Source organism: Sphaerothrix gracilis Ecp01 (genome assembly GCF_030405905.1).
GTDB lineage: Bacteria > Cyanobacteriota > Cyanobacteriia > Phormidesmidales > Phormidesmidaceae > Sphaerothrix > Sphaerothrix gracilis.
Map to the genome: position 1 here is coordinate 171,773 of NZ_JASATW010000009.1, position 13,899 is coordinate 185,671.

The following is a 13,899-nucleotide window of genomic DNA, read 5'->3' on the forward strand; positions in this document are numbered from 1 at the left end:
CTAAGTTAGGAGGCCGTCTGCGAGAGCCTAGCCATTGCTTGCCACACCTGCTGCGAAACAAACGGTAAAATCGCCTCATTTTGGCTGTGGGCCGTCCCTTCTGTAAAAACCACTAGCAAATAGGGCGATCGCCCTGCCGCTTCCACATACGCCACGTCATGACGCACCTTGCTGGTGAGTCCCGCTTTTGACCAAACCTGAGCTGACTGAGGCACACCTGCCCCCAAAAAGCCCGTCACCTGATTTTCTGGATCGGCAGCCAGGGCTTGAGGATCTAGGCGGCGCTGCATGAGCTGCATCATCGCCTGCGATCGCGCTGAAGTCACAGAAACTCCACCAATAATGCTGTGAACCAGGCGGGCCGTGGCGTCAGTTGTCAGCAGATTGCGATTCTCAAAAGCGTCTCCCAAAAATACCCGCTCCCGACCATAGGGGCCATCACACCAGGTTTTCTGATTGACGTTAATAGTTGCCAGTTCGGGCCACTGCAGCGATCGCAAATAGCGATTGACCAGATTTCGCTGTTGCTGCCAAGTTTCAAACGGGCCAGCCGTCAACTCCGGGCCGCTGGTGGTGCCGGTTAAAACGTCAACCACCAAGCCCGTGGCGTCATTGCTAGAGTCAACAATCATGTCACGCATAGCCCGCTCTAGCTCTGACGAGGTGGGAATCATGCCCTGTTCTAGCCACTCCTGCACAGCCACTAGATAAAACAGCTTCACCACGCTGGCCGGATAAATCAGCTCAACGCCTCGATAGGCAACGCCCCGTGGCTGGTACTGCCAAAAAGTTTCTGGGCTAATCGCCCCGCCTGTGTTGACGATGACGGGCGGATCGTAGATCAGCCAGGTGAGGGCAATCTGATTTTGAGCCAAAGCCGGAAATTTGGCCCAGGTAGCGGCCAGTATGTCGTTAACCGCAGCCTGCAGCTCGGCATCTGCCTGAAAAAAGGTCATGTTGATTCTGACTATCTATAGTCTGCGATTCTTTGTAGCGTGATTTACCATAGATGAAGAGATTTATTAAGAACTATGAAGCTGCCACCTTTAGAGTCTAACGCGATCGATCGCGTGATTGAAATGGCTTGGGAAGATCGAACGCCGTTTGATGCGATTGAAATTCAGTTTGGCCTGAGTGAAAAAGAAGTCATTGCCTTAATGCGACGAGAGATGAAGCCGTCGAGCTTTCGGATGTGGCGCAAGCGGGTGTCAGGGCGTTCAACTAAGCATCGGCAAAAACGAGATTTTGTCGCCGGACGCTTTAAATCTAGCAACCAAAAACACTATCTCTAATGTGCATGACAAAGATAGGTTGATGAATAAGAGCTTGTTTGTTTGACGTTGCTATCTCTGCTTTTTTTGGCGCAAAGCCGCCGGCTCTAGAGTCGGCGGCTTTGTTCAGTTAAAGTTTGTTCAGTTAAAAACTGAGGCATTTTGCCCGAAGATTAATAAACAAACAGTTCTCCATTAGGACGCAGCGCCATAGCCCCTTGAGTCGTGTCTATGGAATTACCGGGTAAGACCGTCATCTCAATCACGCCGTTACGAGTAACGCTGACATCAAGGTCAACTAAACCTTCATCGCTGCGAGTCACTAACATATTGAGCGGCAGAGGCAGATCCATCAGCATGGCATTTTCATTCGCCATCAGCATTCGATTTGGGGTAGAGCTAACAGCCTCGTAGCTAATCATCGCACCAGTTTTATTGATAACGCGCACGTCTACCTGATTGTCGCTATTAATTGCGCCGCTAATATCTTGATAAGTTCGCTTACTTTGATCAACTTGTTCAAGCTGAGAACGCTGCTTAAATTCAGATTCCCTAATCAATCTCTGACTTAATTTCTGTTTGCCTTCGACTTCTACAGTGCTGGCAGATGCGGTTAGAGCACCTAACAAAACTCCGGCTAAAGCGCTGAACAAGGCAGTGCCAAATCGGTATGTCATAACAATACTTCCTGCGTACTTCTCACTTACAGTCGAAACCTTTTTTGATTTCTGTTTTTAGCTTATTCAATGGGTTAAAGAAGATTCTTCTCACATGAGGTAGAAGTGATTTTAACCAAATAGCGAGTTTCCATCGCGGAGTATCAGCGTCTTTTATAAATTCATCCTTCTTTTGAAATATCTTTGCTGGCAGTCCCTATAAGTCAGCTCAAATCCTGTCACAATAAATAGAAAACCAGACAAACAATGAATGTTGAGCAGATTTTAGATCAAGCCCTAGCAGGGGCAGATATTTCAGCGGCAGCCGGCGTAACGCTGCTAAAACAGCAAAGTGCCGAAGCGATCGCGGCTATTCAGCAAACCGCAGACATTCTCAGGCAGCGGCAGGCGGGTGCAGTGGTAACGTACGTTATCAACCGCAATATCAACTACACCAATATCTGCGAGCAGCACTGTAGCTTTTGCGCCTTTCGCCGCGATGCCGACCAGGCCGGGGCTTATTGGCTAGAGTGGGAGCAAATCCTGGCAAAGACCGCCGACGCCGTGCAGCGAGGCGCGACTGAAATTTGTATGCAGGGGGGCCTGAATCCAGAGGCTAAGGTATCCGGCAGTTCTTTGAAATACTATGTGCAGCTGGTTGAAACGATCAAGCAGGCGTTTCCGTCGCTCCATCTTCACGCTTTTTCGCCGCAGGAAGTCCAGTTCATTGCCCGTCAGGACGGCCTGACGTACCGGCAGGTGATAGCCGCCCTACGGGATGCCGGAGTCGGCTCTTTACCAGGTACGGCGGCTGAGGTTTTAGACGATGCCGTGCGCAAAGTGCTGTGCCCCGAAAAGATCAATAGCGCCACCTGGTTAGAAATTGTGGGGCTGGCCCACGCCGAAGACTTGCCCACGACTAGCACCCTCCTTTCTGGGCATATCGAGACGCCAGAGCAGCAGATTTATCACTTTGACCAGCTTAGACGGCTTCAACAGCAGTCTTTAGCTCAGGGCTATCCAGGGATTAGCGAATTTATTTTGCTGCCTTTCATTGGTCAGGAAGCTCCCAAACCGCTGCGCCGCCGCGTAGGGCGTGACCAGCCCGTGCTGGCGGATGCGCTGAAGCTGACGGCGGTGGCACGCATTTATTTGGGCAACTGGATTGCGAACCATCAGCCCAGCTGGGTGAAGCTAGGGCTGGCCGGGGCGACTGAGGCGCTGCGCTGGGGCTGCAACGACATTGGCGGGACGCTGATGGAGGAACACATCACCACGATGGCGGGGGCACAGGGCGGCACCTGCATGGAAGTAAGCGATTTGCAGGCCGCGATCGCTTCTGCGGGCAGACCTTACCAGCAGCGAGACACGCTTTATCAGCAAATCGAGGTTAAAGATCCGGTCAGGGCGATCGCTCGTTAAGCTAAGTAAAGGTCTATCGATTGCCGGTATGAAGCCAATAGGGCTATCTGCAACGATGAACTGACGGCAAACTAAAATTCTTTGATGACACCGAACCCTCCACTGGAGCTAATTTTGCTCCCCGGTATGGATGCAACCGGGCTGCTGTTTCAGCCCCTGCTCGATGAGCTTCCCGATGAAATTGAGGCCGAGGTGATCGACTACCCCACCGACGAGGTCTTGTCCTACAGCGAACTGGCTGACCTGGTTGAGTCTCAAATTGCCGATAAGCCAAACGTGGTGCTGCTAGCGGAGTCTTTTTCGGGGCCTTTGCCCATCAAGCTGCTAGAGCGAGAGCCGGGAAACATTCGCGGCGTGATTTTCTGCGCTACTTTTGTAGAGCCACCCCGCCCCACCCTGCTGCGCATAGTCCGCTTTTTGCCCCTAGAACTGTTGTTTAGTATGCCTTTGCCCAGGTGGCTAGTGAGGCTATTTTTTCTAGGGGCTGATGCCATTGACGATCTGTTTGATAGCTTCCAGCAGGCGCTCAAACAGGTAAATCCTAAAGTCATTGCCAACCGCATGTATGCTATCAGCCTGCTTGAGCAAAATACGGCTGAAATTGATATTCCCTGCTATTACATCCAGCCCACCCGCGATCGCCTAATTCCTGCTCGCGCTGTCAGAACGCTAAAGCGAGTTGCGCCTCAGATTGAGGTGAAGCCAGTTGAAGGGCCGCACCTGATCCTGCAGGTGAATCCCGCAGCGTGCGCGGCTATTATCAACGAGTTTCTAAATAAAGTTAAGCAGTCGCTGCTGCCGCCGTCATCTTCCGCGATCGCCAACTAAGCTTCTTACCTTAGCCAATCTTAAAAGTGAGAGGGCAGCGCATTCCTGCGGCAGATCCTGGCTGTCAGCCGTATTTTAGCCAATGGGCAGGCAGTTTACGCTGATGTTCTAACCGGGCGGGCTTGATCACTGACACAGGCATAGCGTTTGGCCTCTGCAGGCGATCGCCGCAGTCGTTTTGCCTACTGAGGGAGCGGGAATAATAGCGAGGACTGTCTCGACGCCGGGATGAACTCAGGGGCGATCGCGAGCGATCGCTATAGAGTTGTGACGAGTTTCACCCGCAAGGTTAAGATCAGGTTAAGTTTAGGCAGAAAATGATTTAATATTCGCGCTAGTAAAATGCACTCTTCTGAATTTTTATTTCCCCGCTCCCGGTACTACGGACCCGCGACCTCAGAAAATATCGCCTTCGACGCCGAGCTACAGTTTTTCTCGCAGCGCGTCGGCTATATCTTCAATCTGCAAACAGCAGGCAAGCTATCTCCGCAAGAAGCCTATCAGGAAGTCAAAGCCGCTTGGAAAGCCCTGAAGCAAAAGAAAAAACAGCTAGGCTTGCAGTCCAATGAAGAGGCATGAAAGCAGGTGATATGGTGCGTCTCAAGCGCCCCTTCTACCCTGTGGCAGCCAGTTCTCGCAGCTATGACTACGGCATTGTAGCCGAGATGATTACTGCTGCGTTTCCGGCTGCCGAAACTGAAGTTCTAGTCTATTTATATGACCTAGAAACCGCCGCTCTCTATACTGACGAGACTGGTCAGCCTATGTATTGCTTCTATAAAAATGAACTTTCACTCGTGGAAGATTGAGCAGGCTAAAAACCACCCCGGCTTCTCGGTTTACCAGCGTCTTGCAGGCCCAGGCTGATACGGGGCGCTGGGGCAGGAAGATGCAGCATACCCCAGACGGGGGTTGGTGTATGGCCTCAACCACAGCCTACTGTCGTGACACAGCTAAAATAAGGTGCTGTTGGCGCTGGCGTAACGCACCGGATACAAGAATTTCAGCCTTTTAAAAATTTGCACTGTTTTAGACGTGTCAGTCTACTACCTTTACTCCTGTTTAACTGCGCCTACCGACTTAGTCAATTGCAGGCAGAGCCAAGGCCGGATCATAGATGCCGCGAATATAGTCAAGATCAACTTCAAACAGATAATCAACGGCCCAGTTAGCCCGCCGATGCATCATCCGAAACGGGTAGGTATGTGCCACACCCACAACGCGCATTCCTGCCTGCTTTGCCGCCTCAATGCCCGCAAAAGAGTCTTCAATCGCCAAGCAGTCAGCCGCCGTCAGCGCCAGCGCTGGAAAAGCCTGGTTTAGCTTTTCAACCGCTAGCTTGTAGCCATCGGGCTGCGGCTTGCTGGCGGCAGTTGTCAAATCATCTCCCGCCACAATCACGGCAAAGTGCTCTGCCAGGTTAGCCCGCTCTAACACCGTTTCAATTTCAGCCCGCTGCGCCCCGGAAACAATCGCCATTTTGAGCTGAGCCGATCTGACTTTGAAGATCAAATCATCGACGCCGGGAAACAAAGGCAGCTTTGCCATCGCGGTTAGCCGCTCTAGGTAAGCTTTAGACTTTTGCGCCACCAGGCGATCGAGATAGGCAGGCGTCACCACCCGGCCCCGCTTGGAGAACAAAGCCGTCAAACAGGCGCGATCGCTGCGGCCCAGGCAAAGCTCGGCATATTCAGCTGGATCAGGCCGCATGTTCTCGGCAATCAGCAGCTCCTGGATTAGCTCCTGATGCAGTGACTCATCCTTGAGAATGACGCCATTGAAATCGAATAAAACGGCTTTGAGGGGCATTGCAATCGGCTAGTTTTGGCGATGAAATCAGCTTAAACGGCAGCACCTACCATTGTTCCAGTCTCAACTGACCACTGAGGCGTTTGGCTCATCAGTGGCTTAATTCCCTGGCTCACCTGATGCACCCACCAAAGCGTCTCTGTCCGAACCGCACCAAAGCCCGCAGCCCCCAGCCAGGCATCAACGCTGTGCTGGGCATAGTCTTGAATATAAGGTTCTTCAAAAATATCCATTAGCCAGGTGGTTTGCCGCAGCGTTGTCTGACTGCCATCGAGAATCAGCACCTCCCCCCCCGCCGTCAGCAGGCGAAAAGCTTCCTGCAGAATCTGCTGGGAAACGGCTGGCGGCGTCTCATGAAAGAGGAGACTGGCTGTTACCAGATCAAAGCTCGCTGCCGGAAATTCAGTCGCCTCGGCCTGACCATGCGTAAAGGTGATATCTAAAGCTTGGGTTTGGGCCTTATCTGCCGCTACCTTAAGCATATAGGGGGAGAGATCTAGGCCAACTACCTCAGCTTCAGGAAATGCCTGCTTGAGCAGCAGCGTCGTCGAGCCAGTGCCGCAGCCCAGATCTAGAATGCGCCGGGGCTTGGTTTTGACCTGCTCCACGAGAGCCTGTCGCACCCAGGTTTCGTTGGGAGGCAGTACGTACCGGGTGATGGGATCGTAGGTGACGGCAGCGTCAGCAGTCAGGTAGCCGCCTTTGATGCCGTGAAAGTTTTGCTGCTGGTAGTAGCTGGGATAGATAAAGTCGGGCCGCTGGCGGCGATCGCGCTCCTGCTGCCAGTCAATGCTGTTGCGATAGCGGAGCAAAGCCTCGCGATCGACGAGGAAATTAAAGGCGGGTGCCAAGAATCGCTCGAATAAAGTGTCTTTAGCGGCGGCCATAGGAGGTAAATAATTGCATCTCTCAATAAATTTTAATAAATTAGCGATGAATAGCCGAGATCTTGAGGCAGTTTTCTGTGAATACCGAGGCAGATAGCAGGCTGGCTCAAACGCCATTGTTTACGCCTGAGCGAATTGAGCAAATTTTGAGCTGGTGGCAGCAGTCTATGACGGCCCAGTCGGCTGCCAGCTTGTCACCCGCCCAGACAGCGACCTTAACGCAGCATCACCGTCACCTGATGGAAGTTTTTTGCGTGGTTAAAGCCGGGGGGGTTGCCGGACAGATAGAAGCGGCCCAGGCTTTGCTACAGCGTGAACAGGCTGAGTTAGAAGCAGATTTAGCCGCTGCCGCTGCTGCAGCCGATGCCGACAGGGTCAGCGCGGTGAATCAAGAATTACGAGAACTGCATCGCTCTATTGGCTGGCGGATTGACCTACTGCAGACCATCCATCCCCAAGATGAAGCCTTAGTTCAGACTCATCTCAGCCACATTGAACGGGTATTCGCTGCCGTGGCTCAGTCCTGAAGCTTATTCAGCTTCATCTGGGTGCTGAATACGGTATTCAATGTCGTCGATAGTTTGGATTACCAAGCGGCGAGCCTGTAGATTCCAGCCCCATTTTTGAATTTGAAACGCGGCGTAGAAGCCGATGCCAGTGGCAATAAAGTCTAAAGGCTGCGTCCATGAGATGCCCAACAGCAGCCCCAAACCGCCGATGCCCCAAAACGGCAGGGCCACGGTTTGTCGGTTTTCTTCGACCAGTTGCGCCACAAAGTTCTTGGGCATTTCCGCCGCAATTTCGGCTCGAATCTGCTGCTGCTGCTGCCGCGAGACAGCAAAACTAAACTTACGGCGCAGCTTTTCAATTTTGCGAGCGTCGGTGCTGTATTCGGTCAGCTCGTCTTCGGCCATCGCAATTAGCTGCTCTTTTTGGCTCATGGTTTCACGTTAGGATAATGAGAGATTCTTAAGAAAGGTTAAGGCATTACGTGCCCCGACGCTATGACGCTGGATTTACCCTCGTTTCCTACTACCCATTCTGAGCTGAACCTGCCATCAGCGGCGATCGCTCTAGAAGCTCATCACCTACGCAAAGGCTATGGTCGCGGCAAAAAGCGCTTTGAGGCAGTGCGGGATGTCAGCCTGACTATTCATGCCGGGGAAGTCTTGGCTTTTCTAGGCCCCAATGGGGCAGGCAAGACCACCACAATTAAGATGATTGCCGGACTGATTCGCCCCGATAGCGGCAGCGTCCGCATTGCCGGACTCGATCCCCATCAGCAGGCCCGCGCCCTGAAGCAGGTCGGGGCTGTTTTAGAAGGCAACCGCAATCTCTACTGGAAGCTGACCGCCCTGGAAAACTTAGACTATTTCGGCGTGCTGCGGGGCCTCTCCAGTCGGCTCGCCCGCCAGCGCGGCGCTGACCTGCTAGACCAGTTTGACCTGGCAGACAAACGCCATACCCCGGTGCAAAAGCTATCGCGGGGGATGCAGCAAAAACTGGCGATCGCCGTTGCCCTGATCCATCAGCCCCGCCTACTGCTGCTCGATGAACCCACGCTGGGCCTAGACGTGGAAGCTGGCGAAACCGTCAAAGCCCTGGTGCGGCAGATTGCTCAGTCCGGCTGCGCGATTTTACTGACGACCCACCAGCTCGACGTGGCTGAAGAGCTGAGCGATCGCGTTGCGGTCATTCGTCAAGGCCAGATTATCACCGAAAAACCGACTCAAGAGCTGATCCGCCAGTTTTCTGGTTCTACCTATCGCATCACCTTCGAGGGTGACCTGACAGCAAGCCAACAGCAGGCGATCGCCGCTCTTGGTGCCACCATCCACCTCGATCATCTCACCTTCGCTGGCGAACCCGCTCAGCTTTATAGCCTCCTCAATCTAATTCAGCCCCTCCCCCTGCTCGAAGTGACGCAAGACAAAGCTGACCTCACTCAGGTTTTCCTCAAACTGATCCGCGATCGGTAATCTTGTCCTGCTCCGTTCGGCTCCGCTCACGGGAGCGCTTCTATCTTCCCCAATCGCCCTCATCTCCTCTACCTAGCCATTACCCATCCACCCACCCACCTACCCAAAATGCTGCCCCTCCTCCTCGGCGAACTCAAGCGCACCTGGATTCAGTTCATCCGCTACCCCGCTGAAGTCATTGCCGGACTCTTTATTATCACCACTGTTTTCTATGGCCTGTTTCTCAGCGCTCAGTACATGGCCGGACCCAGCATGGGTTTTGGCGATCGCCTTGATGCCGTCGTCATTGGCTACGTAGCCTGGACGCTGATTCTCTATATCGTCAACGACATCGCCATTGGCCTGCAGCTTGAAGCGCAGACGGGCACCCTGGAGCAGGTTTTTCTCTCACCGTTTGGGGCACCTAAAGTTTTCATTGCTCGCGCTTTTGCTAGCTTGGCCCTGCGGATGAGTTTGATTGTGCTGATTTTAGCCATTTTGATCGGCATTACGGGCAGCCGCTTGGCCTTCCCCCCCACCCTGGTTTTACCCCTGGCGACGATGCTGCTGGCTGGCTATGGTCTGGCTTTCTTTATGGGAGCCTGTGCCTTGGTGTTTAAACGGGTGCAGCAGGTACTGGGTGTATTTCAGTTTGCGCTGCTGTTTTTGCTAGCAGCTCCGACTGAAGAATGGGCAGGAGCAGGCTATTGGGTGGCGCAGCTTTTGCCCATGCTGCCCAGTACAGGGCTGCTGCGAGATCTGATGGCGCGGGGTGAAGGGCTTGATCCGCTACAGTTGGGCATTGCGATCGCCAACGGTGGCTTTTACTTTGGGGCGGGACTACTGGTGTTTCGCTGGGCAGAACGACAGGCCAAGGCCAAGGGACTGCTGGGTGGCTACTAAGCTACTCTTCTACCTGAAACCAGTACCAGTCAAGGATTAACCACCTTCTCATGGACTGTTTTTCCATCAGGTATATCGCTCGAAATAGCTCTGAGCGCTGGGATAAAAACATCACTAGCTGAGTCGGAATATTTTGAAAATACGTCAGGCTTTCAAAGACCACTGAGCGGGGCTGACAGAGCGGCGGGTAGTTTGTGCGGATAATGCGGACAAAATTGGCAGCGCTCTTATACCTCTGCTGCAGCGGTCGAGCCGTCAAGGCAAAAGCCCTGCTGCCCTGGCTGGCCTGTAGGGCTTGCAGATGCTCGCTAATAACGGTACGAATAGCCATCTGATCTGTTTGAGTAAGCACCATCATAATGAGTCAAATCAGCCTCAATTATTGCTTTCTTTTTGCAAAAAAGGGTAAATTCTCAGCGAATTCTCAGCTAAATTTGCAATAAAGGGATATTTTCGGTGTTTTACGGCAGTTTTTTGAAGAATACGTGAAATATCTCACCTGTTTGCCCCGCTAACCGTAGGGTTTGGGGGCTGAGCCACAGAGAATATCGCTAAAATACTGGACAGTTAGATACAGAGCAGCGAACCCGTATGAGTCAGTCTTTAGCCACTCTGCAAACTCAGGCAGGGGCCACCTTCGACAGCAGCCAGACTTTACCGCTCAGCTTTGGCAATGATGCTGCAGCTTATGAAGCGGCTCAAACGGGATTAGCGATCGCCTGTCGCTCTCACTGGGGAAAAATTCGCGTTACTGATAGCGATCGCCTGCGGTTTTTGCATAATCAAACCACCCATGATCTACAACAGCTCCAGCCAGGGCAGGGCTGTGACACAGTCTTCGTCACCTCAACGGCCCGTACTCTTGACTTAGTATCGACCTATGTAAAGCAAAATTCGGTCTTGTTGCTAACATCTCCGGAAATGCAGCAAAAACTTATTGACTGGATGGATCGCTATATTTTCTTTGCCGATAAAGTCAAGCTTGAGGATGCAACCGCAGAAATAGCGGCTTTTAGCCTGCTGGGGCCTCAGAGCGATCGCCTAGTTGCGCAACTAGGAGCGCCAGAGTTAGTGGGTCAGCCTCACGCTAGCCATCAAACTGTTGAGCTTGATCAAGCTGAGGTGCTTGTGGCGGTAGGCAGCGGCCTATCTAGTCCGGGGTATACCCTATTGGCAGCGGCAGAGCAGGCAGCTCCCCTGTGGCAAAAGCTAGTCGAGGCTGGAGCCGTTCCCTTAGGAGAGCAGGTTTGGCAGCGATTGCGGATTGAGCAAGGACGGCCCATGCCCGGTAGCGAACTGACCGCAGAAATCAATCCCTTAGAAGCAGGACTCTGGCACGCGGTTTCCTTTGAAAAAGGCTGCTATATCGGGCAGGAGACGATCGCGCGGCTCAATACCTATCAGGGCGTCAAGCAGCAGCTTTGGGGAATTCAGCTCGATCGCGAAGTACCTTTGCAGTCGCCTGTCATGCTGAATAACGAAAAAGTGGGCCTTCTTACCAGCTTGATCAATACTCCCGCTGGGGTAAAAGGCTTGGCCTATATTCGCACTAAGGCAGGCGGCAGCGGCCTCTCGGTTACCGTAGGCGCAGCCAGCGGCACCACCGTTGATCTACCTTTTCTTTCGCGTGGCTACCTTGGCTCTCAGCCATAAACGATCGTTTTTTAAGCAGCGATCGCAGTAGTCAAAGGACAGCGCCTTTGCTGAGGATCAAAGCCCAGGAAGCTGAAAAGAGACTGAAATTCTGTCGGCTTGTCTGACAGCGTGACATAAGCTAACTGCATCATCCATCTTGCTTTGAGGACTGTGGCTATGACAGCTTCTGTTGCGGATTTGCCTGCTGATAGCGTTTGGCCTGCTTTACCGCTGGCCGCTTGGCAAGACACCTATCAAACCCTGCACCTCTGGACGCAAGTTGTTGGTAAAATCCGCATGGCGCTCGCCCCTAAGCTCAATCACTGGTGGCAGTCTACGCTTTATGTCACGCCGCGTGGCCTCACCACTGGCGCAATTCCCTACGGCTTCAGCAGCTTTCAAATCAGCTTTGACTTTTTGGATCATCTGCTGCGGATTGAAACCAGCGAGGGCAATCTTCACAACCGCGCCCTAATCCCCTGCTCAGTGGCAGACTTCTACAGAAACCTGATGAGCGCCCTAATGCAGCTAGGCATTGAGGTCAAAATCTGGACAATGCCGCAGGAAATTGCCAACCCAATTCCATTTGAGCAAGATGGTCAGCACAGCACCTATGATCCTGAGTACGCCCAGCGGTTTTGGCGGATTTTAGTTCAGAGCGATCGCGTCATGAACGCCTTTCGAGCTCGCTTTTTGGGCAAATGCAGTCCAGTGCATTTTTTTTGGGGCAGTTGCGATCTGGCGGTGACGCGGTTTTCAGGGCGGCGGGCACCAGAACACCCCGGCGGTGTTCCCCACATGGCTGACTGGGTGACCCGCGAAGCCTATTCTCATGAAGTTAGTAGCTGTGGCTTTTGGCCCGGTGGTAACGGCACAGAAGCGCTTTTCTATGCCTATGCCTATCCGGCCCCCGACGGATTTGCTGATTACCCAGTCCTGCCAGAAAGCGCTTTTTATAGTCCTGAGCTGCAGGAATTTGTTTTACCCTACGCAGCGCTGCGTCAGGCAGAACACCCAGACGCAGCCCTCCTAGCTTTCTTGCAAAGCACCTACGAAGCTGCCGCCAACCTGGGTCACTGGGAGCGAGCAGAGCTAGAGCGCAACCCGACGATGGCCCTGACATCCCCATAGCCCCAGAAAGATCGCCCAGTTAGTTAGCGACTGAAACCGTAGGATACTCGTTGAGCTGTAGCCAGTAAGCATCGATGACTGAGATCATCGTTGCCAGTGAATCAAAGCTAACAGGTTTGACCAGATAAGAGCTAACGCCCAAATCATAGGAACGATTGATATCTGGGCTTTCCCTAGAAGATGTCAAGACAACAACTGGAATGCGCTTGAGAGCCGGCTGCTGTTTTATCCACTCTAGAACCTCGACTCCAGAACGACGGGGCAGCTTCAAATCCAGCAAAATTAGGGCTGGTAAAGGGTAGCGATCGCGATCGGCATAGGTCCCTACACCCGCTAGATAATCAACGGCAGCATCGCCATCCTTAACGATTTGAATGGAATTGGTCGCATTGACCCGACGAAAGGCCCTCTGGATAAACAAAATATCGTTCGAGTCGTCTTCTACCAGTAGAATGCTGTGCCTGTTAAAGGCCATTTCAGGCTCCCTCTTGACTTGCTAAATATGCTATTTACTAAAAACTCGCAGCTTCGGTAGCTTGACCATAGAGGGAATTTCTCAATAGCTAGCCCTATCTAATATGCCATGACTCACTGTCTTTATGTGTACGCTAGCGTACCTAGCTTTTGGCCCTAAATTTTGCAGCTATCTGATTTGGGCGTCAAGCAAGCGAGCATATTCCGCCTTGACCAGGCTGTAGCACTCACAGGTAGCCGATTCCAGCGCTGTGCGATCCAAAATTTTGATTTGGCCTCGGTTGTACTGGATGATGCCAGCTTTTTGCAAGATGCCGGCTGCGACTGTGACGCTGGCGCGACGGGTACCCAACATGCTGGATAAAAAGTCTTGAGTAAGGTCTAAGGTATCCAATCGTACAGAGTCCTGTGACTGCAAAAGCCAGCGGGCTAGTCGTTCTTCTGTAGAATGAAAGCGATTGCAGGCGGCTGTTTGACTGACTTGTGACAGCAGCGCCTGGGTATAGCGCAGCAGCAACTTTTGCAGTGCCCCGCCTCGCTCAAACTCGGACTTAAGTACAGAGGCGTCCAAAGCGATCGCGCTGCCTGCAATTTGCACAATGGCGCGGCTAGAGTCGTACTGCCCGCCCAAATAAACCGGATAGCCGACTATGCCATCATTGCCCACGATACCCGCTTCAATAGTCGAGCTGTTTTCCATGATTTGTACCAGTGAAACCATGGACTGGCTAGGAAAGTAGACCGTTGCAATCGGTTCAGTCGGTTCGTACAAAATCTGTCCTAGAGCCAGATCTACCCGTCTAAAATGAGGCGACAGTCGCAGATAGTCTGCTTTGGGTAGAGCCGCCAGCAAATAGTTCGCCACATCTGATAGGGGAGACTCAGACTGGCTTTGATCTGGTCCGTTGGGAGAAAAAGGCATAGC

19 protein-coding genes are annotated in these 13,899 nt (G+C 52.7%); 10 read left to right on the top strand and 9 right to left on the bottom strand.

The features are described 5' to 3' along the window. Positions 1 to 5 precede the first annotated feature (5 nt). A complete protein-coding gene (locus QJQ48_RS12050) occupies positions 6 to 956 on the bottom strand; it encodes a serine hydrolase (RefSeq protein WP_346291477.1) in 951 nt (316 codons plus the stop codon). Between the two features lie 75 nt (positions 957 to 1,031). On the opposite strand from QJQ48_RS12050, the gene QJQ48_RS12055 reads away from it, so the two are divergent. Then, entirely contained in the window at positions 1,032 to 1,292 is a 261-nt protein-coding gene (locus tag QJQ48_RS12055) for a TIGR03643 family protein (RefSeq protein ID WP_346291478.1), read from the top strand. A 152-nt stretch (positions 1,293 to 1,444) separates the two neighbouring features. On the opposite strand, the gene QJQ48_RS12060 is transcribed toward QJQ48_RS12055, so the two are convergent. Then, complete coding sequence (locus QJQ48_RS12060) at positions 1,445 to 1,948, bottom strand: hypothetical protein (RefSeq protein ID WP_346291479.1); 504 nt, start codon at positions 1,946 to 1,948, stop codon at positions 1,445 to 1,447. Between the two features lie 246 nt (positions 1,949 to 2,194). Here QJQ48_RS12060 and cofH point away from each other — a divergent pair, with 246 nt between their 5' ends. From cofH to QJQ48_RS12080, 4 genes are all read left to right on the top strand, one after another. After that, on the top strand, positions 2,195 to 3,349 hold the full coding sequence (cofH, locus tag QJQ48_RS12065) for a 7,8-didemethyl-8-hydroxy-5-deazariboflavin synthase subunit CofH (protein ID WP_346291480.1): 1,155 nt from the start codon (positions 2,195 to 2,197) through the stop codon (positions 3,347 to 3,349). Positions 3,350 to 3,433: 84 nt separating this feature from the next. Further along, entirely contained in the window at positions 3,434 to 4,177 is a 744-nt protein-coding gene (locus QJQ48_RS12070; RefSeq protein ID WP_346291481.1) for an alpha/beta fold hydrolase, read from the top strand. A gap of 342 nt (positions 4,178 to 4,519) precedes the next feature. Further along, positions 4,520 to 4,756 (top strand): DUF7219 family protein, encoded by a 237-nt coding sequence (locus QJQ48_RS12075; RefSeq protein WP_346291482.1) that lies wholly within the window; start codon positions 4,520 to 4,522, stop codon positions 4,754 to 4,756. Then, entirely contained in the window at positions 4,753 to 4,986 is a 234-nt protein-coding gene (locus QJQ48_RS12080) for a hypothetical protein (RefSeq protein ID WP_346291483.1), read from the top strand. Before QJQ48_RS12075 ends, QJQ48_RS12080 begins: the two co-directional genes overlap by 4 nt. A 271-nt stretch (positions 4,987 to 5,257) precedes the next feature. Here the strand turns inward: QJQ48_RS12080 and QJQ48_RS12085 are convergent, their stop codons facing one another. Both QJQ48_RS12085 and QJQ48_RS12090 read right to left on the bottom strand, forming a co-directional pair. Next, entirely contained in the window at positions 5,258 to 5,986 is a 729-nt protein-coding gene (locus QJQ48_RS12085) for an HAD family hydrolase (protein WP_346291484.1), read from the bottom strand. A 32-nt stretch (positions 5,987 to 6,018) separates the two neighbouring features. After that, on the bottom strand, positions 6,019 to 6,873 hold the full coding sequence (locus QJQ48_RS12090) for a class I SAM-dependent methyltransferase (protein ID WP_346291485.1): 855 nt from the start codon (positions 6,871 to 6,873) through the stop codon (positions 6,019 to 6,021). Between the two features lie 77 nt (positions 6,874 to 6,950). On the opposite strand from QJQ48_RS12090, the gene QJQ48_RS12095 reads away from it, so the two are divergent. Further along, positions 6,951 to 7,400: a hypothetical protein gene (locus QJQ48_RS12095; RefSeq protein ID WP_346291486.1), complete on the top strand. Its 450-nt coding sequence runs from the start codon at positions 6,951 to 6,953 to the stop codon at positions 7,398 to 7,400. A gap of 3 nt (positions 7,401 to 7,403) precedes the next feature. Here QJQ48_RS12095 and QJQ48_RS12100 read toward each other — a convergent pair whose 3' ends face one another. Further along, positions 7,404 to 7,814, bottom strand: a complete 411-nt coding sequence (locus QJQ48_RS12100) for a hypothetical protein (protein WP_346291487.1) — start codon at positions 7,812 to 7,814, stop codon at positions 7,404 to 7,406. Positions 7,815 to 7,877: 63 nt separating this feature from the next. On the opposite strand from QJQ48_RS12100, the gene QJQ48_RS12105 reads away from it, so the two are divergent. Together QJQ48_RS12105 and QJQ48_RS12110 are read left to right on the top strand one after the other, a co-directional pair. Continuing rightward, positions 7,878 to 8,852 (top strand): ABC transporter ATP-binding protein, encoded by a 975-nt coding sequence (locus QJQ48_RS12105; RefSeq protein ID WP_346291488.1) that lies wholly within the window; start codon positions 7,878 to 7,880, stop codon positions 8,850 to 8,852. A gap of 108 nt (positions 8,853 to 8,960) precedes the next feature. Next, positions 8,961 to 9,734 carry an ABC transporter permease gene (locus QJQ48_RS12110; protein WP_346291489.1) on the top strand — a complete coding sequence of 258 codons (774 nt, stop codon included), beginning with the start codon at positions 8,961 to 8,963 and terminating at the stop codon, positions 9,732 to 9,734. A 1-nt stretch (position 9,735) separates the two neighbouring features. Here QJQ48_RS12110 and QJQ48_RS12115 read toward each other — a convergent pair whose 3' ends face one another. Beyond that, on the bottom strand, positions 9,736 to 10,089 hold the full coding sequence (locus tag QJQ48_RS12115; protein WP_346291490.1) for a DUF4864 domain-containing protein: 354 nt from the start codon (positions 10,087 to 10,089) through the stop codon (positions 9,736 to 9,738). Positions 10,090 to 10,325: 236 nt separating this feature from the next. Between QJQ48_RS12115 and ygfZ the strand changes: the two genes are divergently transcribed. Next, positions 10,326 to 11,387: a CAF17-like 4Fe-4S cluster assembly/insertion protein YgfZ gene (gene ygfZ / locus QJQ48_RS12120; protein ID WP_346291491.1), complete on the top strand. Its 1,062-nt coding sequence runs from the start codon at positions 10,326 to 10,328 to the stop codon at positions 11,385 to 11,387. 11 nt (positions 11,388 to 11,398) lie between these two features. On the opposite strand, the gene QJQ48_RS12125 is transcribed toward ygfZ, so the two are convergent. Further along, positions 11,399 to 11,521: a hypothetical protein gene (locus QJQ48_RS12125; protein WP_346291492.1), complete on the bottom strand. Its 123-nt coding sequence runs from the start codon at positions 11,519 to 11,521 to the stop codon at positions 11,399 to 11,401. Positions 11,522 to 11,546: 25 nt separating this feature from the next. Between QJQ48_RS12125 and QJQ48_RS12130 the strand changes: the two genes are divergently transcribed. After that, positions 11,547 to 12,500 carry a DUF5996 family protein gene (locus tag QJQ48_RS12130; RefSeq protein ID WP_346291493.1) on the top strand — a complete coding sequence of 318 codons (954 nt, stop codon included), beginning with the start codon at positions 11,547 to 11,549 and terminating at the stop codon, positions 12,498 to 12,500. A 19-nt stretch (positions 12,501 to 12,519) separates the two neighbouring features. Here the strand turns inward: QJQ48_RS12130 and QJQ48_RS12135 are convergent, their stop codons facing one another. Both QJQ48_RS12135 and QJQ48_RS12140 read right to left on the bottom strand, forming a co-directional pair. Then, positions 12,520 to 12,975 (bottom strand): response regulator, encoded by a 456-nt coding sequence (locus QJQ48_RS12135; RefSeq protein ID WP_346291494.1) that lies wholly within the window; start codon positions 12,973 to 12,975, stop codon positions 12,520 to 12,522. A gap of 168 nt (positions 12,976 to 13,143) precedes the next feature. Beyond that, on the bottom strand, positions 13,144 to 13,896 hold the full coding sequence (locus QJQ48_RS12140; RefSeq protein WP_346291495.1) for a Crp/Fnr family transcriptional regulator: 753 nt from the start codon (positions 13,894 to 13,896) through the stop codon (positions 13,144 to 13,146). Positions 13,897 to 13,899: the final 3 nt, after the last annotated feature.